32 protein-coding genes and 1 pseudogene are annotated in these 18,624 nt (G+C 51.4%); 14 read left to right on the forward strand and 19 right to left on the reverse strand.

The genetic code is table 11. From position 1 onward, the window contains the following. Nucleotides 1-206: 206 nt before the first annotated feature. The 16 genes and pseudogenes from ACN06F_RS09135 to ACN06F_RS09210 all read right to left on the reverse strand — a co-directional run bounded on the left by ACN06F_RS09135 (nucleotide 207) and on the right by ACN06F_RS09210 (nucleotide 8,259). Entirely contained in the window at nucleotides 207-674 is a 468-nt protein-coding gene (locus tag ACN06F_RS09135) for a 3TM-type holin (RefSeq protein WP_433925055.1), read from the reverse strand. After that, nucleotides 671-976 carry a hypothetical protein gene (locus tag ACN06F_RS09140; protein WP_433925056.1) on the reverse strand — a complete coding sequence of 102 codons (306 nt, stop codon included), beginning with the start codon at nucleotides 974-976 and terminating at the stop codon, nucleotides 671-673. Before ACN06F_RS09140 ends, ACN06F_RS09135 begins: the two co-directional genes overlap by 4 nt. After that, nucleotides 976-1,524 carry a glycoside hydrolase family 24 protein gene (locus tag ACN06F_RS09145; protein WP_433925057.1) on the reverse strand — a complete coding sequence of 183 codons (549 nt, stop codon included), beginning with the start codon at nucleotides 1,522-1,524 and terminating at the stop codon, nucleotides 976-978. Before ACN06F_RS09145 ends, ACN06F_RS09140 begins: the two co-directional genes overlap by 1 nt. Nucleotides 1,525-1,609: 85 nt before the next feature. Then, on the reverse strand, nucleotides 1,610-2,197 hold the full coding sequence (locus ACN06F_RS09150) for a hypothetical protein (RefSeq protein ID WP_433925058.1): 588 nt from the start codon (nucleotides 2,195-2,197) through the stop codon (nucleotides 1,610-1,612). Nucleotides 2,198-2,298: 101 nt separating this feature from the next. Beyond that, entirely contained in the window at nucleotides 2,299-3,303 is a 1,005-nt protein-coding gene (locus ACN06F_RS09155; RefSeq protein WP_433925059.1) for a hypothetical protein, read from the reverse strand. A gap of 25 nt (nucleotides 3,304-3,328) precedes the next feature. Further along, complete coding sequence (locus tag ACN06F_RS09160) at nucleotides 3,329-3,856, reverse strand: hypothetical protein (RefSeq protein WP_433925060.1); 528 nt, start codon at nucleotides 3,854-3,856, stop codon at nucleotides 3,329-3,331. A 394-nt stretch (nucleotides 3,857-4,250) separates the two neighbouring features. Beyond that, on the reverse strand, nucleotides 4,251-4,445 hold the full coding sequence (locus ACN06F_RS09165; protein WP_433925061.1) for a hypothetical protein: 195 nt from the start codon (nucleotides 4,443-4,445) through the stop codon (nucleotides 4,251-4,253). Nucleotides 4,446-4,602: 157 nt separating this feature from the next. Next, nucleotides 4,603-4,725: a hypothetical protein gene (locus tag ACN06F_RS09170; RefSeq protein ID WP_433925062.1), complete on the reverse strand. Its 123-nt coding sequence runs from the start codon at nucleotides 4,723-4,725 to the stop codon at nucleotides 4,603-4,605. Beyond that, the gene (locus tag ACN06F_RS09175) at nucleotides 4,725-5,036 is read right to left on the reverse strand and encodes a hypothetical protein (RefSeq protein WP_433925063.1); all 312 of its coding nucleotides are present in this window, start codon (nucleotides 5,034-5,036) and stop codon (nucleotides 4,725-4,727) included. Before ACN06F_RS09175 ends, ACN06F_RS09170 begins: the two co-directional genes overlap by 1 nt. Further along, nucleotides 5,036-5,545: a hypothetical protein gene (locus tag ACN06F_RS09180; protein WP_433925064.1), complete on the reverse strand. Its 510-nt coding sequence runs from the start codon at nucleotides 5,543-5,545 to the stop codon at nucleotides 5,036-5,038. The genes ACN06F_RS09175 and ACN06F_RS09180 overlap by 1 nt, the downstream gene beginning before the upstream one ends. Further along, the gene (locus ACN06F_RS09185; protein ID WP_433925065.1) at nucleotides 5,542-5,760 is read right to left on the reverse strand and encodes a hypothetical protein; all 219 of its coding nucleotides are present in this window, start codon (nucleotides 5,758-5,760) and stop codon (nucleotides 5,542-5,544) included. Before ACN06F_RS09185 ends, ACN06F_RS09180 begins: the two co-directional genes overlap by 4 nt. Beyond that, nucleotides 5,757-6,518 (reverse strand): replication protein P, encoded by a 762-nt coding sequence (locus ACN06F_RS09190; protein WP_433925066.1) that lies wholly within the window; start codon nucleotides 6,516-6,518, stop codon nucleotides 5,757-5,759. Before ACN06F_RS09190 ends, ACN06F_RS09185 begins: the two co-directional genes overlap by 4 nt. Nucleotides 6,519-6,984: 466 nt before the next feature. Next, nucleotides 6,985-7,347: pseudogene (locus tag ACN06F_RS09195) on the reverse strand (replication protein); the annotation flags it as partial. A gap of 109 nt (nucleotides 7,348-7,456) precedes the next feature. Beyond that, entirely contained in the window at nucleotides 7,457-7,660 is a 204-nt protein-coding gene (locus ACN06F_RS09200) for a hypothetical protein (protein ID WP_089038259.1), read from the reverse strand. A 19-nt stretch (nucleotides 7,661-7,679) separates the two neighbouring features. Further along, on the reverse strand, nucleotides 7,680-8,006 hold the full coding sequence (locus ACN06F_RS09205) for a hypothetical protein (RefSeq protein WP_317997600.1): 327 nt from the start codon (nucleotides 8,004-8,006) through the stop codon (nucleotides 7,680-7,682). 55 nt (nucleotides 8,007-8,061) lie between these two features. Further along, nucleotides 8,062-8,259 carry a helix-turn-helix domain-containing protein gene (locus ACN06F_RS09210; RefSeq protein WP_433925067.1) on the reverse strand — a complete coding sequence of 66 codons (198 nt, stop codon included), beginning with the start codon at nucleotides 8,257-8,259 and terminating at the stop codon, nucleotides 8,062-8,064. Nucleotides 8,260-8,303: 44 nt separating this feature from the next. On the opposite strand from ACN06F_RS09210, the gene ACN06F_RS09215 reads away from it, so the two are divergent. From ACN06F_RS09215 to ACN06F_RS09225, 3 genes are all read left to right on the forward strand, one after another. Then, entirely contained in the window at nucleotides 8,304-9,098 is a 795-nt protein-coding gene (locus ACN06F_RS09215) for a S24 family peptidase (protein WP_433925068.1), read from the forward strand. A gap of 89 nt (nucleotides 9,099-9,187) precedes the next feature. Then, nucleotides 9,188-9,649 carry a hypothetical protein gene (locus tag ACN06F_RS09220; RefSeq protein ID WP_433925069.1) on the forward strand — a complete coding sequence of 154 codons (462 nt, stop codon included), beginning with the start codon at nucleotides 9,188-9,190 and terminating at the stop codon, nucleotides 9,647-9,649. Then, nucleotides 9,643-10,665: a serine/threonine-protein kinase gene (locus ACN06F_RS09225; RefSeq protein WP_433925070.1), complete on the forward strand. Its 1,023-nt coding sequence runs from the start codon at nucleotides 9,643-9,645 to the stop codon at nucleotides 10,663-10,665. The genes ACN06F_RS09220 and ACN06F_RS09225 overlap by 7 nt, the downstream gene beginning before the upstream one ends. A gap of 1,033 nt (nucleotides 10,666-11,698) precedes the next feature. Here ACN06F_RS09225 and ACN06F_RS09230 read toward each other — a convergent pair. Continuing rightward, nucleotides 11,699-12,202, reverse strand: a complete 504-nt coding sequence (locus ACN06F_RS09230; protein WP_433925071.1) for a hypothetical protein — start codon at nucleotides 12,200-12,202, stop codon at nucleotides 11,699-11,701. 99 nt (nucleotides 12,203-12,301) lie between these two features. On the opposite strand from ACN06F_RS09230, the gene ACN06F_RS09235 reads away from it, so the two are divergent. The 5 genes from ACN06F_RS09235 (at nucleotide 12,302) to ACN06F_RS09255 (ending at nucleotide 13,739) form a co-directional block, all read left to right on the forward strand. Continuing rightward, nucleotides 12,302-12,532, forward strand: a complete 231-nt coding sequence (locus ACN06F_RS09235; protein ID WP_433925072.1) for a hypothetical protein — start codon at nucleotides 12,302-12,304, stop codon at nucleotides 12,530-12,532. A gap of 256 nt (nucleotides 12,533-12,788) precedes the next feature. Further along, entirely contained in the window at nucleotides 12,789-12,959 is a 171-nt protein-coding gene (locus ACN06F_RS09240; protein WP_157698011.1) for a hypothetical protein, read from the forward strand. Between the two features lie 122 nt (nucleotides 12,960-13,081). After that, complete coding sequence (locus ACN06F_RS09245; RefSeq protein ID WP_433925073.1) at nucleotides 13,082-13,282, forward strand: hypothetical protein; 201 nt, start codon at nucleotides 13,082-13,084, stop codon at nucleotides 13,280-13,282. Continuing rightward, on the forward strand, nucleotides 13,282-13,578 hold the full coding sequence (locus tag ACN06F_RS09250; RefSeq protein WP_433925074.1) for a hypothetical protein: 297 nt from the start codon (nucleotides 13,282-13,284) through the stop codon (nucleotides 13,576-13,578). Before ACN06F_RS09245 ends, ACN06F_RS09250 begins: the two co-directional genes overlap by 1 nt. After that, nucleotides 13,575-13,739, forward strand: a complete 165-nt coding sequence (locus ACN06F_RS09255) for a hypothetical protein (RefSeq protein ID WP_235253221.1) — start codon at nucleotides 13,575-13,577, stop codon at nucleotides 13,737-13,739. Before ACN06F_RS09250 ends, ACN06F_RS09255 begins: the two co-directional genes overlap by 4 nt. Nucleotides 13,740-13,794: 55 nt before the next feature. Here the strand turns inward: ACN06F_RS09255 and ACN06F_RS09260 are convergent, their stop codons facing one another. Then, nucleotides 13,795-13,842: a prepilin-type N-terminal cleavage/methylation domain-containing protein gene (locus ACN06F_RS09260; protein ID WP_422938744.1), complete on the reverse strand. Its 48-nt coding sequence runs from the start codon at nucleotides 13,840-13,842 to the stop codon at nucleotides 13,795-13,797. Between ACN06F_RS09260 and ACN06F_RS09265 the strand changes: the two genes are divergently transcribed. Genes ACN06F_RS09265 through ssb form a run of 6 tightly spaced genes read left to right on the forward strand, consistent with a single transcriptional unit; the run spans nucleotide 13,823 to nucleotide 18,127 of the window. Beyond that, a complete protein-coding gene (locus tag ACN06F_RS09265; RefSeq protein ID WP_433925115.1) occupies nucleotides 13,823-14,653 on the forward strand; it encodes a Rad52/Rad22 family DNA repair protein in 831 nt (276 codons plus the stop codon). The genes ACN06F_RS09260 and ACN06F_RS09265 overlap by 20 nt on opposite strands. Next, nucleotides 14,646-15,659, forward strand: coding sequence for a hypothetical protein (locus tag ACN06F_RS09270; protein WP_433925075.1), 1,014 nt, complete (start codon nucleotides 14,646-14,648; stop codon nucleotides 15,657-15,659). Before ACN06F_RS09265 ends, ACN06F_RS09270 begins: the two co-directional genes overlap by 8 nt. A gap of 57 nt (nucleotides 15,660-15,716) precedes the next feature. Continuing rightward, a complete protein-coding gene (locus ACN06F_RS09275) occupies nucleotides 15,717-16,310 on the forward strand; it encodes a 3'-5' exonuclease (RefSeq protein ID WP_317998941.1) in 594 nt (197 codons plus the stop codon). 59 nt (nucleotides 16,311-16,369) lie between these two features. Then, nucleotides 16,370-16,729, forward strand: coding sequence for a hypothetical protein (locus tag ACN06F_RS09280; protein ID WP_433925076.1), 360 nt, complete (start codon nucleotides 16,370-16,372; stop codon nucleotides 16,727-16,729). Then, nucleotides 16,729-17,523 (forward strand): DUF2303 family protein, encoded by a 795-nt coding sequence (locus tag ACN06F_RS09285; protein ID WP_433925077.1) that lies wholly within the window; start codon nucleotides 16,729-16,731, stop codon nucleotides 17,521-17,523. The genes ACN06F_RS09280 and ACN06F_RS09285 overlap by 1 nt, the downstream gene beginning before the upstream one ends. Before the next feature lie 52 nt (nucleotides 17,524-17,575). Further along, a complete protein-coding gene (gene ssb / locus ACN06F_RS09290; RefSeq protein WP_433925078.1) occupies nucleotides 17,576-18,127 on the forward strand; it encodes a single-stranded DNA-binding protein in 552 nt (183 codons plus the stop codon). A gap of 177 nt (nucleotides 18,128-18,304) precedes the next feature. Here ssb and ACN06F_RS09295 read toward each other — a convergent pair whose 3' ends face one another. Then, nucleotides 18,305-18,601 carry a hypothetical protein gene (locus ACN06F_RS09295; protein WP_433925079.1) on the reverse strand — a complete coding sequence of 99 codons (297 nt, stop codon included), beginning with the start codon at nucleotides 18,599-18,601 and terminating at the stop codon, nucleotides 18,305-18,307. Nucleotides 18,602-18,624: the final 23 nt, after the last annotated feature.

Genomic DNA, 18,624 nt, shown 5'->3' on the forward strand with positions numbered 1-18,624 from the left:
CATCTCAACATCCTGGGCTAGATCCGTGCAGCTAACGCCGGATTCGAACCGGCTACTCCCAGGTACCCTGCTAGAAGCACGAAAGCACGTGCATTCACCGCATCAAGGTGCCGGACGCTTCACAGCGTGCGGCGAGGTTGGCACTGCCTCACGGCATGGCCGGTGCAACGCTTCACAGCGTGGCGTGTCGCTTCACAGCGAGAACTTTACGGATTGCGCCTCACATCGGCGTCGCGATACAGGCCGGATTGCATAGCGGATTGCTCTACTTTCCCTTGCTGCCAATTCTTGATGCCCTTGTCTACCGTGCGGCCAGCAACGTAGCCGCCAACACCTAGCGTCATCAAATCCCATAGCCGCTCAGGTAGCGGTAGCGTCAGGCCGACGCCAAACATCGCACCCAGGTATGGGGCAATCAGGTAGTTGTTACCGATGATAGCGACGATCACTAGCATCAATACGGGACGCCAGTTTCGCTGCGCCCAGCTATCGCCTTGCGCCTCAGCGAGGATGATCTGCATCTGAGCTTTAAGCGCTGAGTTCTGCGAGTCAATAAGCTGCGCTTGAATCTCCGTCTTGAGCCGGTTAGCTTCGTCTTTATCGGTGACCACTTGATCAAGAACATCGAACAGCGGGCCAGTGATGACGCTAAGCGCTTTAGAAACAAGGTTCATTGCACACTCTCAATAGCCGACACGCGGCTGTCTAGGCTATCAATCCGGTTTTCGATCTCATCTAGCTCACGCTGGGCATCGGCTTTCCTGTAGTAGGTGTCATTCCAGCCCCTTAATTCCTGACGCATCTGTTGGAGAGTTAAGCCTTGCGTTGCTATACGCTCCTCCAGAACAGCTGACTGGCGTCCGATCTGCACTAGCTCGGTGCCTGCCCAGAAGATCAGCCCAACCAAGAGAACTTGGATTCCTGTCTGCATATGCCGCTCAAATACGGAAGGCTTCACATCGCGCTCCTGGGGCATTACGCCGCCCTCCGTAACTTTGCACGGTCGTACCAAGTCTGATCGGATTCGCACAGTTCTCCTTGGGCGCGCTGAAATACCAACAGCAAGCGTTCAAGTGAATGCTCATGCTGTCCATAGCCAGCGCCTGGCAGTGAGGCCCATATATTCCGGCAGCGGTGAATGGCTTCGGCTATCTCTCCAGCCTGAACTAGCGACAATGCACGCTGCTCACGGATTTGCTGAATGGCATAGCGGTCTTGGCTCAATGGACCAAAGTCCAGCAAGCCAAGCTGATCTCGATAGTGAGGCCAAAAGCGGCTAAGAATCTGGTACCGGCCTGCCGCTGTTGAATGCAGCCCTTTACGCACCTTCACGCTTTGGCGCGGGTGGTCGGTATAGTCATCCAACAAGATCAGCTTGCTAGGAATAGACCCAACAATAACGCGGTAACCGTCATCGGTACGTGGGTCTTGAAGCATCGGTGTGCCGATCTCAGCGAACGCCAACACGTCGAGAAACGCGCAGACGTTCTTGCCGCCAGCGGCTTGAGGAGTGATACGGGGCATATAGGCACCTGCTGTCTCACGACAGTAGAAAATGAAAAGCCCCGCCGGTTGGCAGGGCTATGAGAATCATGCTGCTGGTATAAAATCAGCTTTTAGCTTTGTGGATTATCTTTTTTTCAATTTCGCTGCATAACAAGCTAATTTTATTACCTAATTCCAAAGAATGCCCACGTAGATTATCGACACCGTCTTGGCTACCAGCCCAGCTCTTTAAAGAAATTTCTTTAAACAGCTGATTGGCGAAGTGAGCCTGTGTCAATAGCATGTCAGCGCAATCATTTGTCTCAGGTGCATGAAGCTTAGCTATGCTTTTAATCTTTTTAGCCACTTCGACATTTTTAAAGCGATCAAAACCAGCAATCACTGCTTGCGCATTTTCAATGGACCCGCCCCTTCTTAGCACATTGCTAAGCGTTTTCAGATTAGAGGCGTGAACGCTTTCCATATCGTCTATGAGCGTTAAACATTCTTCTAGCTTGCTCTGTCGTACAAGCCTGCTATTCGCTTTTAACGTCCCTCTATATGCAACAAGCCCACCAATCAAAGCACCACCAAAACTACCGAGCAGCGTTGCAGCTGCAGCAAGCCATATTGGCCAAGGTTCGCCAGGAGGTAACGATTGCACCACAATCTGAACAGGCTGGCTTAGGTACTCTGGCAGCAACGGCGGCACTCGCAGGGCCTCATAGCAAAACGCCCCAGCTCAAAGCCAGGGCGAAGAAATAGATAATGGATATACTTTATTCTAAAAAGATGCAGTATGCAATGTCGTAACTACGCTGATCCTATAGTACCTCCCGAGAACCACATACTTGCAATGTTTTGATTCTCGAAAGGATACGAGCTAAAATTACTAAAAAATTCTTCAAGCTCTTCTTTATTTCTAGTATGCATACTCCTAGTGCTACGACTAGCCACAGAAAAAAGAAAATTAGAAACCAATGTGATTTTATCAACCATGACTGCTAAATTCTCTGCATACTCATCATCATATAAAACAAAAACTTGTGAACCATAGTAATAGCAAGAAGCAATTTTAGCTAAACCTTCTGAAACTATTTCTAAAGCTTTCACTTGATCTCTTGCATCCAGATGACTATTAACGGGAAGCTCAGAATAAAAAATTATATTATAAAAACCAATTTCCTTTGAGGGATAGCTTTTAAATCCAAGATCACATAACAATCCTGACATATAACTTTCCTCACTCAACCAGCCTGCTATCTTTAAAAACATTTCCTGTCTTTTGGCAAGAGCTTTCAAGCCATTTCCTGAAGTAAATGGCTGACTAAAAAGTTTTTGAGCCTCATCAAATAAATTATTATCTAAAAACCCATTTTTCAAATAATCATCACGTTTCTTTCCTATAAAGTAATGGAAGCACTTCACAGGATGATTAATATCTTCCGACTTAAAAATAAACCGACTTTTTTTTCCAAAGGTCTTTCCATGGTACTCTTCAAGGTAAGCTATATAATTTTTAAGAAGGTCATTAACTTCATCTTTTTTTCGTCGCTCATTAGCGGCATTTATTAATTCCGCTGTTTGCTCAGAGGCATGCATCCTTGCAAAAGTTGCACCAAGGGGTATCGAGAGAGCAGCAATTGCTAAAAAGAACTTCCCACGTTCGTAGAACGTATCCACGCCATCAAGAGATCGCGAAAAATCAAGATTGAATAGTCCAAAGAATCCAGCCAAGACTATCGCAATGAAGAGCGGGCCCAATACAAAGACCCAAAACCAGCCATGTCGAAATAGTCCCTTATCAGGTTTGAGCATTCATTATTTCCTTTCTCGCAATAGGTTATGCTGCTAGACATATTAATGTTGCGACTGGCTGTAATAGATTTTGCTCCCATCGATCAAGGGCCAACAGCGACAACTCCCAAGCGCCCCCCCAAGTTGCTCTATCTTTACGTGTCCAAAATCGCACGTCGATTTCCGCGCCTAGGTGTTCATTAAACCATTTCCGCACTGCGTTGGGCGAGTGTAGACCAGAGCGTGAATAAGGCCATGTTGTCTCACTGTGATGATAGAGCGCGGCCATACATAGGTAGCGTAACGTTTCAAGCTGCTGAGCAGTCGGTTTTCCTTTACCTTGTCCTGGTAACTTCACTCCATCTGTTAGCATTTGTCGATACAGTGCAATTTCGATCGTCTCACGATCCTCAGCCAGCTCATCTTTGGTAAACGGTCCAAAACAGTAGCGTGCTAATGCCTGAAGATGTGGAGGCTGATTCTCGACAGCGCTAATCACCATTCCTGCTTCCAATCCGTTAACAATGCGCCAATCGTTGTTGTTACGCTGTGTCGTCTGTACCTGTGCACCCATGTGCGCTATCTCCTGCGCATACGCCATAACGCTTCCACGCTGCTCGTGATACGCGTCAAAGATCATCTGTCGAGCTGAGATATATCGCATCACTTCCCCCTACCGTTGCGTTTTCGTTGCGTTATTGCGCAACTGTTGCGTTTTGTTGCCTTCTGCGTTGCGTTTATCTCTGCAACCACTTCATCCCAAACGCTTTTTAGGCGTTGCGTTGTTGCGTGTGGAAATTTCTTTAGCCATTTATCGTGTACAGCTTTACGGCTCTCCTTTGGCACACTGAGCATTTCCCGTAAGACGAACTTCAGCTCGCATTCCTCGGCCCACTGGTGCCACTCAGGGGAATAGCCGTTTGTGCTACCTAGCGGGCGACCATCGGGCCATGCTGTCGGCCTATCAATCACGCCGCTATATCCTCGATCTGCCAGCCGCCGCCACGCTTCTTGGCAAGGGGATATGCCACCTTGAACCGGAACGGATACATTTCAGCCGCCACCTTCATCTTCACTCGGGCATCATCGGTGAATATGCGAGGACTACCCTTCGTGTCATGTAGCTCCATCACCCCATCGCCCGCCATGACGGCAAAGTCCACTGTGAGGAAGGTCTTATCCGCTAGGCGCAGCTTGATGCCGTCGAAGCGATACTACTGGATATCACCGGCACGCTTGAGCATTTCTAGGTGCTGCGCATAAGCCGCTTCGGTCTTATTCATCTGCCCTGCTTTGAGGCGGCCAAGGGCTAGAAACTCTTTATTCATGCCAGTACTCCAATGGTTCGCCTTGGTCGTCGTAATCGTGAGTGATGTAAAGCCCCATCCCAATCAGAAACAGCGCCCCGGCGACAATTACGCCTAATAGAATCCATGGGCTCATCACTTCACCGCCTTAACCAGACCACGCCTGGCTAGTTGGTCCAGTGTCAGTACAATGGCCTCGTTCATACGCGCTCGGCGCTCTTCACGGCTCAAGTCTTTGCCGTTATCAATCTGGTGGTGGCACTTGGGGCAAAGCGCAGCGGTCAACGCATCGCTTGCCTTCTGGCTCCGGCCACGGTGTTGGTTGCTATGGGCGGCTTGGATGCCCCAGGCACCGCAAAGTACGCAGCTATCAATCTCATGCACGTTGCTCAACCACTGGCGGCAGCGATGGGGTTTGGTGGGTAGGTAGCACTCATTGGGAAGCATCAGGCCACCTCGCGATAGTCAGTAGGGCTAAAGCCTTTCACGTTTGGATCCGTCAGCCGGAAACCGAGTCCGGTGAAATGCTGCCAACACATATCTAAGTACTCGGTCTTTTGCTTTTTAGTCATTGCCCGGGTGACCGGGTAGTCGTGGGGTTCCATCATCAATGCGATGCACTGCTCATAACTCAGGGAGCCAAGCACTTGCTTGCAGGCGTTGCGATAAGCCTCAGAGTCTCGGCATAGCACTTTGAGACCGAAGTGGTACTTGCAGTAACCGCGGTACCACTCCGCATCGCAGTCTCCCTGCTCGGCGGCTTCCTTACACCACAGGCGCTGTAGGCGGTTTTGATCGAGGCTACGCCTTGGCTCATGTTTCTGTACGACAATCTCAACCTGCCCCCACTGTTGGATGGCTGTTGTCAGCACGCTAGGAAGTCGACCAATAGCAGCTAGGGCCTCCTGAAGGTTTGCCGCGCGACTAACAAACGGTTTAGTAGTTGGCTTGCTCATATCAGCGGCCCCCCTGTGTATTCACTCCAAGCGCGGGTGGCTCTTGCCCAAGCGCCGAGAAGCCCTTTGGCACTGACGGTTTGCTTATCGGCAGAAAATCCTGCTGCTGCGCTTTCGAATTCATCGGCCCTCGTTCGCAGCGCGTGATTGGGGGCCAAGCCATCAGCATCAGCGAGAGCGACCATTTTGGCGCCGAGATTAGTTTTGTAAGTCATGCGTCATTTCCCCGTAGCAACCCTTTCAGCGCGGCAATGCCCTGCTCGCCACTCATGCGGCGACCGAATTTTGACTCAGCCTCGGCGGCGGCCTGTTCACGACCGTTGCGCTCTGCAATCTGTGCAGCGCTTAGCTGGCCGTCATGGCCCACCAGCCCACGCGCTTCAACCGTTCCACCGGCCATGACGCGATTCACCACGGCGTCGTACTGCTTGCGGAACGTCGAGCGCAGGGCACGAATCTTGGCGTCGCTGCTCGCCTGAGCCAGATCAAACCAGCCAGTTGCCTTACCCGCTTCACGCACGGCGGCATGACTCCAGCGGTGGCCAGCTGGGTTCTGGCTGTTCTGAATCGCCTCGCTGAATGCAATCTCCACGTCAGGCATTCCAAAATCCTCCGGCCTCGGCTTCAAAAATCTCACCAGACTGGCCACGCTCGGGGGCCATTCCCCGCCTTCTGCCTTGATCCGCTCGACCGCTGCATCCACGGCTTGCGTCGTCGGCAGGGTTGACCACTTCGCCATCGAGGTAGCCACCTCCCGTTTTGCCAACGTCAGCATCTGATCCGTGCTGAACGCCGTTCGCCACGTCCTTGGGTATATCGCTTCCAGTCGCGTAAACACTCGGTTCACCAGCTCCTGCAACTGCGTCTTCTTCGAAGAGCCCGTCCATCCAGCCGTCGTCGTTTGGGTTGGCGAGGCGTGCTGCGATTCGATCCTGTTCAGCGCGCTTTGCGTCAGTTCCTGAGCGGTTGGCATGGCGAGACTCCTTGTAAGCGATAACCTTCAGTTCGAGCTGATCCCACTTTTCGCGCAGCTTCGACGGGCACAGCACGTTGGTTTTCCAGAATGAGTCTCTGGAAACCCAGGTGATCAGGTAGCGGATTTGCTCGACGGTGCGGCCATCACGAGTACGCATCAGGCGCATATCGTTGGCCCAGGCGGTCAGATTGGGCTTCTTGGGATTGGTCAGCTCAGCGGTGACGGTGGCGTGCATGAACTCGGCAAGCTCATGGTCAATTTCCTCGCCCCATTTTTTCGGAGAAGTTTTTTTCTTCGACGAAGATTTAGAACCTTTAGGTTCTAAGCTATCTATCTCTCTATTGTGTGTCCCCAAATCGGTGACGCTTGGAGTCACCTTTTTGGTGACAGTGTCACCATTTGGAACTCCTTTGCGTTGAGGTGCTTTTTTTTCAGGACGAGAACTAAAATCCCATTCGCTGTGGTGCTTGTTAACCCCAATTTTTCTTCCGTCCGGAGAGAGCTTTAATACCTTCATCGCAAGCAGCTGAAGCTTAGCGGGGTTAATCTTTTGGCGCGGAATGCCAGTATCGGCAGCCAGCTGCGTATCAGCTATCTCGTCCATGGTTTTGTTGAAACCATAGGTGCGCACAATAATGGCGTGTACGATCCTCAAGTGTGTTCCGGTACCAGGGAACGTATGGCGATTGTTAATCACCTTGTAGAGCTCATCAGCTATTCGCGTATAGCCGTCTTCCACTTGCGGCCCCCTGCCCGAGCGCTCAGGCTCCGGCCTATCGACGTCTTCTCGACGTGGAAACTGGATTATTTCAGCACTATTAGTCATAATTAACCTGCGTTATGAAGTTCAAAGCCCAGCACGCTCCCCAGCGTTTATTGCTGGGCTTTGTCGTTTCAGGACTGCCCTATCAGGGCCTAATGTCGAAAAGCCAGGCTTACGCCCGACCTCCCTCAATAACTTTTAACGCTGGCGTGACGCGACGCAGCGAATACAACTGGTCTTGAACCATTTCCAGATTCGCCTCCAGCACAACATCCTCAACACTCATGCGGCGCTTAACCGCTTCTGCCTCCGCTGCCTGACGCCCTTCTGGCGACATACTTGTCACCGCGAGCGCAATTACTTGGCGATCAATCACGAATTACTCCTCGGCCCTTTCAGGCCATTGCGCGCTGTGCCACCTTGTCTAGCAAGTGACGTTCAGCGTTGCGGGCCATCAGATCGGCCAAAGCTTGGCGGGCGCTTTTATCGAGCGGTCGCCCATTCGCTAAGTCGTCTAATAGCTGCGCTTGCCTCATTCGCCGCGCCTCCAGGGCTTCAAGTGAAAGCTCATGAAGAAGCGGCGCAATACGTCCGCCAGTCGTCATTTCGGCCGCTTGCTCTATGTCGGCAAGCTCAGCATCGGTGAAGCGAACCTTCACCACGTTTGTTAAATGTTCGCCTTCCTGTTTACGGCGGCGATCATCGGGCAGGTATCGAGTCATGGAATTACCTCTGTACCGTGGGAATATCGCGGCCTTCACAGGCAGGCGGTTTAAATCAAGCAGCAGCTTTGCTAAGTGCTGCATGCATTTCATCGATGGCGCGGCCAACCGAATAGCTGGGGTTGGCAATCGCGCCGGTTCGAATCCGGTAAACGGTGGATGAATCGCACTGAGCGCGTTCAGCAACCGCTTTATAGGTGGCCCCGGATGCCAGAATGGCCTCCAGCTTTTTGGCCAGCTCATCGCCATGCATGGACATTTCCTCCGAGTAGAGCCTTATGCATAGGATATGCGTTAATGCATAAAAATCAAGCGCAAATGCATTTGCCGTATGCACACAGGTCGGCAATCATTGCATTCATGCAAAAAAATACTGTCAGAAAGGTGCTTCAGCGCCTTATAAGCGATTCTGGAAAACGCCCTACTGAGGTGGCGCGTCACTCTGGCGTGTCTCAGTCCACGCTATCGCGCATCCTGAATGGGAAAATTGAGTCTCCTAGCGACCGCCAGATATCACTGTTAGCGGATTACTTTGGTGTGTCAGGCGACCAATTACGAGGATACGAACCGATAAACAAGATAAACAATTTGAGTAGCACTACTAGGCCTGCCACTAACGACATCGAACTTCACACCGTAGAAATCGTTGATAGTGAGGAGCCACTCCGGGCCGATGAAGTCGAGTTACCCTGTTTCAGAGAGGTTGAATTTGCTGCCGGGGATGGCCGCACACAAGTGGTTGAAAACCATGGACACACCATGCGTTTCCCACTTTCAAAGCTTGCCAAGCTGGGCATCTCACCGGAAAACGCTGCATGTGCCACGTCAACTGGCACATCAATGATGCCCACGATCGCAGACGGTTCCCCTATCGCGATTGATAAAGGCACACGACACATCATTGATAGTAAAATCTACGCCCTTGACCATGGTGGCATGCTGCGCATCAAACGGCTTTACAAGCTGCCGCTTGGGCGTGTACGCCTTGTAAGCGACAACAGTGATGAATACCCAGAAGAGGTTCACAGCCTGATGGGGCCTGATGCGCCCAAAATCATCGGCAGGGTCTTCTGGTGGGAAGTGTTCGATTGAAACAATTATTTTTAGGGCTGTATTAAACCATGTTAGTTTTAGAACAGTCCTAAAGAAATACACCTGTAAAGAAAGATCAAGGGAAAACAATGAGAATACTTGGCATTAGAGCGGAGCCTAGAAAAATCTATATAACAATTTTAGATACTGAGCTTAAAGAAGTTATCAACTTGGAAGCCATTAACGTTCCCTTGTCACTTGATATGCCTGGCCAGCTTAAATATATTAGAAATACCACTCTAGATATCATCCGCGAGTACAACGTTGAGAAAGCTGGCATAAGGCTAGCAGAAGGAAACTCTCAAACAATTAAAATAGAAAGGATATATACAGAGGCTGTTATACAAGAAGCATTCTCTTCTAGCCCAGTAGAGTCATATTTCACGGGAAGGAAGAAAAGCATTAGCAGTCGATTAGGAATCACTACAAAACAGTTTGACTCTTACGTCAGGGGGCAGGAAGGTTGCGATCTTGTTGAGGGATGGCCAGCTAAAGGAAACGCTGCTAAGAAAGAGTCAATCTTGGTGGCGCTAGGGGCATATGTATGTTGATGCAATATCAAAACGCCGAGTTGTTTTTCAAGCTTGATCGGGAAATTGGCCAAGAGGGCCAAAATTCAACAACATGGCTGGCTCATGATAAGCAACTTGATGCAGAAATTGTAATCAAGCGCATTCCACAGCACTATCTCGTTGAAGAAGAATTTTTTAAAGAGTCCGGATTGCTTTATAAAAGCTCACATCCCAATGTGGTAAGCGTCATGTACGCTTGTAAAGACGATCAATATATCTATATTGCTATGCCATACTATCGGAATGGAAGCTTGCAGGGAAAAATTGAATCAGAATTCCTTAGTTCAAGGCAAATTATTAAATACGCTATTGAGTTTGTTTCTGGGTTGCATAATGTTCACTCAAAGAAACTCTGCCACTTTGACATAAGGCCTAGTAATATATTGCTTTCAGAAAGAAACGAAGCAATGTTAGCAGATTTTGGGATCTCTAATCACATTAGGGATGATAGTGGCTTAGCGGAGGCTTATAGTGCATACAGCTTACACGTCCCACCAGAATCATTCTCCGGCGGCTCATTCACATATACCTATGATATTTACCAAGTTGGATTAACACTGTACAGAATGTGCGTGGGCACTGTGGAGTTTGACCGACAAGCCCAAGTTGTTGAAAAAGCAAATGATCCTGAGAGATTTCTGAGAAACAGCAATTTTCCAGATAGAACAAAATTCCCTCTTCATATTCACAAAAAGCTTAAGTCAATAATTATTAAGTGTTTGCAAGTGGAGGAAGACAGTCGATACCAAACATGTCTAGAGCTTCTGAATGACCTTTCATTACTAGATGGTACACAGCTTGACTGGAAATACCACAAGGATGAAAGTACTGAAACTTGGTATCGAGGTGAAGAACGAGCTATGATAAAGTTAGTTCGAAATCTTGAAACAAAGTCCTGTCACGCAACAAAAGGTGCGAAACAGCAACGTATAACGGAATTTTGTGTTGACGAAGGCGACGATAAGCACGTCAAACATTTCCTTGAAAGGATGTAGGGTAGGCATGAAGCGATTTGTAGTACGCGACCCTAGCGATTTTTTGACTAGAGAAAAGCTTCTATCACGCCCAGTGCGTGATTCTGCTTCTGGAGCTTCTGAGCCTCTTATGAAGCCAGAATCCCGCCTGCGTCGCGGTTTCGTTTCACGTCCTCGTTCTCATTCCTGTACTTAGGCCCATTGTTTAAGCTATAGCGAAGTTACACATAGGCTCTACTTGTTTTAGGTTGTGACAGCCGCCTTTTGTGGCGGCTTTTTAATGCCTTTCCTGCCAAATTCTTGCTACTCTCCCCTCAGCCACCCTGATGTGGCCAACCATAAAAATCATAAACAATTTGAGGGAACATAGATGGCTAAATATCTAGCTATCATTATGGCGTTGCTCATAGCTTTGCCAACTTCTGCAACAGAGCCCACCGCCGCTGCGTCCCATCCCGAGAAGCAAATACAAGCACTACCCGATACCCCACAGCTTGGCGGTGCAGCATGCCAACAGTTTCTTGGGGAATTTCCTGAAGAGCTAAATATTGCACAGGGAGGATGCTGCCGCGTATGCCGCAAAGGAAAAGCATGTGGTAACTCATGCATTAGCCGGAACTACAACTGCACAAGGCCGCGCGGTTGCGCATGCGACGGCTAATAAACAAAAGATTAAAAAACCGCCCATCGAGGCGGTTTTTTTGTTCTTATGCATAAAAATATGCATTTATGCATTGACATTAAATGCATCAATGCATAAATTTAAATGCACGAACACAGCGCAACTTGTTCAGGCCCTCACAGGCCACGCTCTTTAACAACATGCCGTAGTACGCGCACAGCCACCCCGTATGCGGAGGCGAGAAAGCACACATACAAGATGCACTCGTCGCGGGGCGTTTCCTAACTGACGTGGAGACGTAGGCACTCTGGATTGCGACCCCAGGCTGCCGGTGAGTGACACCAGTTGTGCGTAAGGAACGAAAGTTCGATGGCTGCTCCTTGTTAAAGGCAGGGAGCATCCGAAAGCTAATTCGCGGAGTTGGTTTTCGGATTAGCGGCGTTTGCCGCCGCCAGGAGAGCCGCCCTGGAAAACACTAACTGATGTGAAGTTTGTTGGCCCCTGCGAAAAGCCCCCTCTTTTTCCTATTGCAGTGTTTTTGCGCTCGTTTCGACAGCCTTCGCACAGTACAGGCTTAGGATTCCATTCAGGCAAATAAGAAAAGGTGGCTCTGCAAATGGTACAGCGAGCGCGAATCCAGTCATTACGCTTTGGTTTTGGCTGGCTATCGGCAGGATTTAGCTTTTCCTTCTTCTTTTTCGGCTGCTTGGGGAGGCTGGCGGCTACCGAACGCTCATCTTTTTTCTTATTAATCTTCGGTTTTTTACGCTTTTTAACTCTTATTTTGGCATCGGCGTATTCAGCAACGCCCATGGTTTTAGCCAAAACCTTGAAGTCATCAGGAGATAAGCGACTTGATCCGCTGCGCGGTGCTGCGGGTTGCCTTTGCATTTCCTGCTTTAAGCGCTGCAGTTTGGCAAGACTCTCGGAATCCATAGAGCCTCCCCTTTTTGGCCATTAATAGCACTTAGGGAATGACACAACAAGTAGCAGGGCGGCACCGGCCACCCTTCACGAATTCAACAGGAGAGCGTTATGCCCACATATGAAGCGTTTTACACATTTCTTAAGAAGCACTATCGCCACGAGCGGTTTGAGGGTCGCAACGGCAAAGTTTGGGGCGAGGACTATAGCCATGTCGTTGCGCGTTCATCTTACGAAATGCTTAAAGCTACAGGGTCAGGGGTGATCAGTCGGCATGAGAGCAACAGCGGCGAGTCAGTCAGCTACGACCAGGGCCTAAGTTCAACGCGCTCCGCTGCGTAGTGCGGTGCATAGCCTGCCGCCTGGGCTAAAAACACAGGCGGCATCGGTATGCTGCTTGCCTCATGACTGCCATGGGCTATGGGGAAGCGCCAGGCAGCATATCGATGCACCCGCATCAACTCTCTGCTTGCCCGCGCCCAGCGGGCTTTTTTACGGCATGGCCTCTTGCCGAGTCGCCATGCCCGCGTCGCTTGAATTCCACTAACCGCATTGGCACTGCATTAGCGCAGGCGGCGCGCACTACACAGGAGGCTTTATGGCAACTCTACCCACTAAGGCAATTACAAAAAGCGAGCTAAACAGCCGCAACGATAAAGCTGCAGCTTTGCGTTACAGCCGTCGGCGCGAGATTGACCAGCGCAAAGCAGATAAGGCACTACGAGATCAGCTCCGAGAGGTGTGGGATGACCCGCTTTATTCTGCGTGAGCAGCATCGTCACTTGACTATCCCCCGCCCCGACTTGGGGCTTTTTTGTAGCCGCAAAAATGCTAAGCGAGCAGCTAAGCGCCGCGGCTACCCCTTTTCACTCATCTTCAAGGTGAAACGACATGAACGCCGCACTGATTGAGCAGCGCGCACAACGACGCGCGAAGGGCTTTGCAGTAGGCCAGCGTCCGAAATTAGCAAGCCGCCCTTTTCAACCCGATTTAAGCAAGCCAACTGACAGAGCAAACGCTGCTCGAATGGAAGCATACGCAAGCCGCCGAGCCGGTACCGCTGAACCACTACTGCAGCTTTGGAGCGCCTAATGAAACGCTCGACAGAAATTCAGTTACGCGCCGAATCACTGAGCGAATCGATACATGACAGCGATCCCGAAGGGGTAGCTAAGTTTGCCGCTTACCTTGACGAAGTTGGCGATTTAGCTAGTGCAGTCGATGAGCTCACAGCGTCAACTACTGTCGCGCAGATGGTCGATGCCTATATCCAGTCCACTGCTGGTCAAAGCGTGTTGTACGCCTGGGCAAAAGACGTCGCTGAAGATGAACAGCTTGGCATCGAAGAAGACCAAGCCGAAATGGAAGCAAGCTGGAGGGCCGCATGAGCGAATGGCGACTCACAGGCAAAGCGGGCTGGGATGAAGAGACTGGCGTGGCGGTTTACTACGTCACCAAAGACAGCACCAGCTTGAACGTCAATGACCACGTTGAGCTAGGCAAGCTGCTTGCGGAAGCACAGGACCAAGAGCCAAGCCGCGAAAACTAAAAAGCCCCTTTCGTGCGCGAACACGTCAGGGGCCATTGATCGACGTCTGAGAAGATCATAGGGGAGTATAAACCATGAGTTCAATTAATGAGAAGCCACGCATACGCGTGCCTTCCGGACGCTATCGCGTTGTCGATAGCGCCGACCATCTCGAACTATGGCGCCAAGTCGATAAGACGCCAACCACCGCTGTTCGTGAAGCCAGTGTAGATGGGCAGCAAATCACCACCTTGGATGCGATGCACGTCATTGAGCTGGCAACCAAAGTCTTTGGCCCTATGGGTATCGGCTGGGGCTACCGCATCGAAGATGAACGCTACGACATTGGCGCACCAGTGCTAGACAATAAGGGCCAGCTAATTGCCCATGAACAAACTCACACCATACGCCTAGCACTCTGGTATCGCTGGCATGGCGAGCGCGGCGAAGTCACCCAGTTTGGCCATACCCGCGCCGTATACCGCACCGGTACCGGAAAGTGGAAGACCGATGGCGAAGCGCCGAAGAAGTCGATCACAGACGCCATCAAGAAGTGCCTGTCACTGCTGGGCTTCGCGGCAGACGTCTATTACGGCAAGTTCGATAACAAGGACTACACCGAGACACAGCAAGCAGCTACCCGCATCGCAGTAGCTGAGAACCAAGACGCTGAGATAGACAAGCTTCGGCAGGATTATGCCGACTGGCTCAAGCGTGAATGCGACACCCTGCGCAACAAAATCCCACATCCCAAAAGCATCGAGCTTGCTTCAGCAGGCATCCTCAGTCGTTTGCCTGATAAAGCCAGTATTGCTCGTGTGGAAGCTGACAAAGGCAGAGACATGATCATCAAAGCACGCGATGAAGGTATCGCCCGCGTCTATGCCGAGCAAGAAAAAGCCAAACAGCAAAAAGAGGAAGCGACCCATGACTAACGCAGCCCCCAATACTGATTACAAAGGCGAGCTGATCGAGCTAGATGCAGTAGAGCAGGCCCTGGCAGGGCTGCGTGAAAAGTACGGCACGGTGCCCGATGTTCGCACCAAGGACGGCTACGTGCTGTGCAAGACCGGCATACGCGAGCTGACCAGTTACCGAACTAGCACCGACAAGCTGCGCAAGGAGATTACACAGCCGCACCGTGACTTCATTGAGCGCGTGAACAGCTACGGTAAAGACCTAATCGAGAAGCTGCGTGAAATAGAACAGCCTCTTAAAGACGCCAAAAAATCAGAAGACGAGCGCGCAGAACGTGAAAAGCAGGAACGCATCGCCAAGCTGCGCGAGCGTATTAATGTGGAAATTTGGAGCTTTCTGGATACCGCCGTTGGGCTTGATTCAAACGGTCTTGCCGACCTTCACGATGCTGCCGTAGCCATCGACGTAGACGGCTACTTTGATGTAACCAATGAAGCTGAAGACGCAAAGGCTGCGGTATTAAAACGCATTAGTGAACAGCACGGCCAAACTCTGGAAAAAGAACGCCTAGTAGCCGAGCAAGCCGAGGTAGAAGCTGAGCGTCGCCGCTTACGCGAAGAAAACGAGAAGCGCGAAGCTGAACAGCGAGAACTTGAAGAACTTCGTCGCTTCAAGGCTGAACAGGAAGCCAAACGAAGCCCGCCTCCCCAGCCTGAACCAAAACCTGAGCCAGCTCCCCTGCCCGCCGCTGCTGAAAGCAAAAACCCAGCGATTCTGGGTGTCGATTACGCTAGCGGGCCAGACAAAACGGTGAGCCAAACCTTCGATACCAGCCACCTGAGTGCCGCCGCTGACTCCTACACAAAGGCCACAGTACCGGCTCCAAAACCCGAAACGGTCACCATCAGCCGCGGCGAGTATGACCAGTTGCTAGCCGACCAAGCCAAGCTGCGCGCACTAGAAGCCATGGGCGTCGATAACTGGTCTGGCTATTCCGCTGCGATGGATCAACTAGCCGCTTAACCAACTAATACTTCCTACCACAAGGGGCCTCAAGGCCCCTTTTCTTTGGAGCCTACTATGAACCCTGTTCTCTTCTTCGACACTGAAACCACTGGTCTACCCGACTGGAAATCTCCCAGCGAAAGCGAACACCAGCCGCACCTGGTGCAACTAGCCGCCATTCTGGCTGACACCGATACGCGTAAGGAAATCGCCACACTGGATTTGATCATTGCTCCTGACGGCTGGGAAATTCCTACCGAGGTATCTGACATTCACGGCATCACACATGAGCATGCTGCCGCTGTCGGTGTAGATGAATCACTAGCCCTCAACCTCTTCTTTCAGCTTTGGGGCCGGTACCCACGGGTCGCTCACAACCGCACCTTTGATCAGCGCATTATCCGCATCGCCGCCAAACGCTATATGAGTGAAGGCGACGCAGAGGCTTGGGCCGACAAAGAAGAGTTTGCCGACACTATGCTTCTGGCCAAGCCGATTATGCAGATGCTTCCCAAAGGCCGATATGGCTACAAGTCGCCGAAGTTGTCAGAAGCTTACGAGTTCTTTACCGGTAAGCAGTTGGAAAATGCGCACAGCGCTATGGCCGATACCCGAGCTTGCATGGAGGTTTACTGGCACCTGCTCGATCACGAAGCGAAAGCCGCTTAACTCATCCCCACCCTTGGGCCTCTAGCCCTACTCACCACACCTCAATGAGGTAACTCGCAATGTCTCATCCCACTGATGTGACCAAGTTCATCGAGGACTTGGACGGCGGCGTATTGGCTGAACGCCTGGGCAAAGTTCTTAGCCATGCAGCAGCAGCCGCAACGGATAACCCGAAGAAGAAAGCCAAAGTGTCGATTGAACTGACTATCGAGAACATTGGTTCTGGCAGTCAGGTAAGCGTGCTTCACAAGCTCGCCTTCAAGGTGCCAACCAACCACGGCGACACTGCCGAAAACCACACCACCGAAACGGTCATGTACGTCAATACGGGCGGCGAAATGACGCTAGAGCCCAAGAACCAGTTCGACATGATCGGCCACCCGCATCGTAAAGATGCCCACCACGGAGAGCAGCACTGATGTCATTGACTAAAGAAGCCCTACAGCACATTGAAGCCAGCCACAAAACCGGTACCGAAGCCGCCGAGGGTCACGCGCTGATCGTGGGCGACAACTTCAAGCTGGTGGATATGGAGAAGTACCAAGACCAGCGCCGCCGCTTTCGTGGGCAATTCAAGACCAAGGGGTTGAAAGACTTCATTGCCTACGTGGCTGGTCGGCAGGCTGATGCACCGGTATTTATCGACCGAGACGCCATGGCTGCAAGTTCATATCTGGATATCGGCGACATCGATCTTCCCGGGCATTGTGACCATTCCGCCACTCTCACCCTACCCAAAACGCCAGAATTCACCGCTTTTCTTCGGGCCGATGCCAGCACCTTCGATCAAGAGGAAATGGTCGAGCTGGTAGAGGACTGGGGCCATCTACTGACGTTTGAAAACAGCGAAGGCGAAGCGCTGGAGCGTAACAAGGTCCTTCACGCTTTCCGCAAGGTCAAATTGGACGACTTGACCAGTATCGAAAGCGACAAACAGGAGCATTCCAGCCGCGTGGGAGTGATGAATAGCGTCACCGTAAAGAACGCCGACCGACTGCCCACAGTGATTTACTGGACGGTTACCCCTTACGAGGGGCTGACAGAGCGCACGCTGGCAATGCGTGTTTCCAGCAAAACCAAAGGCGGTCCATCGTTTGGGCTTCGCGCTATCGCGCTAGATGCCGCAAAAGAAGAGATCGCCGCCGAGTTCGCCAAGTTGGTGACCGATGGCCTGACAGAAAGCGAGTGCTTGCTGGGCACCTTCCAGCCTTAACGGCAGCACACAATCACGTAGGGCCTTCGGGCCCTTTTTATTTGGAGGTCACATGGCCCGAGGCATTAACAAAGTCATTTTGATTGGCAACCTGGGCCAAGACCCAGAAGTGCGTTTCACCCCCTCCGGTACAGCGGTAGCCAATATCAACATTGCCACCAGTGACAGCTGGATGGATCGCAATAGCGGCCAGCGACAGGAACGCACCGAGTGGCACCGCGTCATTTTGTTCAAGAAAACGGCAGAAATTGCCCAGCAGTACCTGCGAAAAGGCTCAAAGGTCTATATCGAAGGACGGCTTCAGACGCGTAAATGGCAAGACCAAAGCGGGCAAGACCGCTACACCACTGAAATCGTCGCTAACGATATGCAAATGCTAGATAGCGGCGGGCAGCAGCAAGCGCCACAACAAAGCGGGCACCAGCAACCGCCTCAGAATCAGCAGCGCGGTGGCTATCAACAGCCGCCGCCGAATAACTCAGGCTATGGGGCTCCACGGCAGCCCAAGGGCCAACACCCTCCGCAACATAACCAGCAACAGGCATACGGCGCTCCCAACCCTGCACAGTACGACGACTTTGACGACGAAATACCTTTTAACTGACGCCTTATCGGGGCGTTCAAATACCGAAAACGCAGCGCCTAGCGCCTCGCTTTGCGGGGCTTTTTACTAGCTGGAAATCATTATGCTTAACGAAAAATCTGTAATAGGCGCATCCGGAGGGGGTATGAAGAACCGCAGCAAGCCAAGACCCGAGCGAGGAGGCGGGCCTGGGCTGAGTCAGGAGTGAGCCAGCCTGGAGGATACTTCCTTCTTCAGGCGCTCAATCTCTTCCTTGTCAGCTATGTCGGGCACATTGATTTGCAGAACCCGAATAGACTCACCCTTTTCAGGATGCTCCAGAGACACCATTTCGGACGCGCTACGATCAGACCACAGCCTGATGGTGCGATAGACATCATCACCTTCAGCAACAGGCCCATCTTCCTGGACTGCCTCAATAGTGTTGAAGCCATCCAGGCTCATCGCATCTAACTCTTGCGGTGAGACCAACTTAACATCCGTGATCACATTCATGGCACAGCTCTCATGTTGGCAAA

It is taken from the genome of Vreelandella sp. 21, from assembly GCF_050995515.1.
GTDB classification, from domain to species: domain Bacteria; phylum Pseudomonadota; class Gammaproteobacteria; order Pseudomonadales; family Halomonadaceae; genus Vreelandella; species Vreelandella alkaliphila.

Excerpts from the sequence above, each read along its gene's own strand:
- ACN06F_RS09225 (WP_433925070.1), top strand. The coding sequence starts at position 9,643 with ATGTTGATGCAATATCAAAACGCCGAGTTGTTTTTCAAGCTTGATCGG.
- ACN06F_RS09175 (WP_433925063.1), bottom strand. The coding sequence starts at position 5,036 with ATGCTTCCCAATGAGTGCTACCTACCCACCAAACCCCATCGCTGCCGC.
- ACN06F_RS09230 (WP_433925071.1), bottom strand. The coding sequence starts at position 12,202 with ATGGATTCCGAGAGTCTTGCCAAACTGCAGCGCTTAAAGCAGGAAATG.
- ACN06F_RS09285 (WP_433925077.1), top strand. The coding sequence starts at position 16,729 with ATGTCATTGACTAAAGAAGCCCTACAGCACATTGAAGCCAGCCACAAA.
- ACN06F_RS09255 (WP_235253221.1), top strand. The coding sequence starts at position 13,575 with ATGAGCGAATGGCGACTCACAGGCAAAGCGGGCTGGGATGAAGAGACT.
- ACN06F_RS09270 (WP_433925075.1), top strand. The coding sequence starts at position 14,646 with ATGACTAACGCAGCCCCCAATACTGATTACAAAGGCGAGCTGATCGAG.
- ACN06F_RS09155 (WP_433925059.1), bottom strand. The coding sequence starts at position 3,303 with ATGCTCAAACCTGATAAGGGACTATTTCGACATGGCTGGTTTTGGGTC.
- ACN06F_RS09205 (WP_317997600.1), bottom strand. The coding sequence starts at position 8,006 with ATGACTCGATACCTGCCCGATGATCGCCGCCGTAAACAGGAAGGCGAA.
- ACN06F_RS09170 (WP_433925062.1), bottom strand. The coding sequence starts at position 4,725 with ATGAGCCCATGGATTCTATTAGGCGTAATTGTCGCCGGGGCGCTGTTT.
- ACN06F_RS09160 (WP_433925060.1), bottom strand. The coding sequence starts at position 3,856 with ATGGGTGCACAGGTACAGACGACACAGCGTAACAACAACGATTGGCGC.
- ACN06F_RS09185 (WP_433925065.1), bottom strand. The coding sequence starts at position 5,760 with ATGACTTACAAAACTAATCTCGGCGCCAAAATGGTCGCTCTCGCTGAT.
- ACN06F_RS09145 (WP_433925057.1), bottom strand. The coding sequence starts at position 1,524 with ATGCCCCGTATCACTCCTCAAGCCGCTGGCGGCAAGAACGTCTGCGCG.
- ACN06F_RS09280 (WP_433925076.1), top strand. The coding sequence starts at position 16,370 with ATGTCTCATCCCACTGATGTGACCAAGTTCATCGAGGACTTGGACGGC.
- ACN06F_RS09250 (WP_433925074.1), top strand. The coding sequence starts at position 13,282 with ATGAAACGCTCGACAGAAATTCAGTTACGCGCCGAATCACTGAGCGAA.
- ACN06F_RS09275 (WP_317998941.1), top strand. The coding sequence starts at position 15,717 with ATGAACCCTGTTCTCTTCTTCGACACTGAAACCACTGGTCTACCCGAC.
- ACN06F_RS09245 (WP_433925073.1), top strand. The coding sequence starts at position 13,082 with ATGAACGCCGCACTGATTGAGCAGCGCGCACAACGACGCGCGAAGGGC.
- ACN06F_RS09220 (WP_433925069.1), top strand. The coding sequence starts at position 9,188 with ATGAGAATACTTGGCATTAGAGCGGAGCCTAGAAAAATCTATATAACA.
- ssb (WP_433925078.1), top strand. The coding sequence starts at position 17,576 with ATGGCCCGAGGCATTAACAAAGTCATTTTGATTGGCAACCTGGGCCAA.
- ACN06F_RS09295 (WP_433925079.1), bottom strand. The coding sequence starts at position 18,601 with ATGAATGTGATCACGGATGTTAAGTTGGTCTCACCGCAAGAGTTAGAT.
- ACN06F_RS09190 (WP_433925066.1), bottom strand. The coding sequence starts at position 6,518 with ATGCCAACCGCTCAGGAACTGACGCAAAGCGCGCTGAACAGGATCGAA.
- ACN06F_RS09140 (WP_433925056.1), bottom strand. The coding sequence starts at position 976 with ATGCCCCAGGAGCGCGATGTGAAGCCTTCCGTATTTGAGCGGCATATG.
- ACN06F_RS09180 (WP_433925064.1), bottom strand. The coding sequence starts at position 5,545 with ATGAGCAAGCCAACTACTAAACCGTTTGTTAGTCGCGCGGCAAACCTT.
- ACN06F_RS09240 (WP_157698011.1), top strand. The coding sequence starts at position 12,789 with ATGGCAACTCTACCCACTAAGGCAATTACAAAAAGCGAGCTAAACAGC.
- ACN06F_RS09210 (WP_433925067.1), bottom strand. The coding sequence starts at position 8,259 with ATGCATGGCGATGAGCTGGCCAAAAAGCTGGAGGCCATTCTGGCATCC.
- ACN06F_RS09215 (WP_433925068.1), top strand. The coding sequence starts at position 8,304 with ATGCATAAAAATCAAGCGCAAATGCATTTGCCGTATGCACACAGGTCG.
- ACN06F_RS09235 (WP_433925072.1), top strand. The coding sequence starts at position 12,302 with ATGCCCACATATGAAGCGTTTTACACATTTCTTAAGAAGCACTATCGC.
- ACN06F_RS09135 (WP_433925055.1), bottom strand. The coding sequence starts at position 674 with ATGAACCTTGTTTCTAAAGCGCTTAGCGTCATCACTGGCCCGCTGTTC.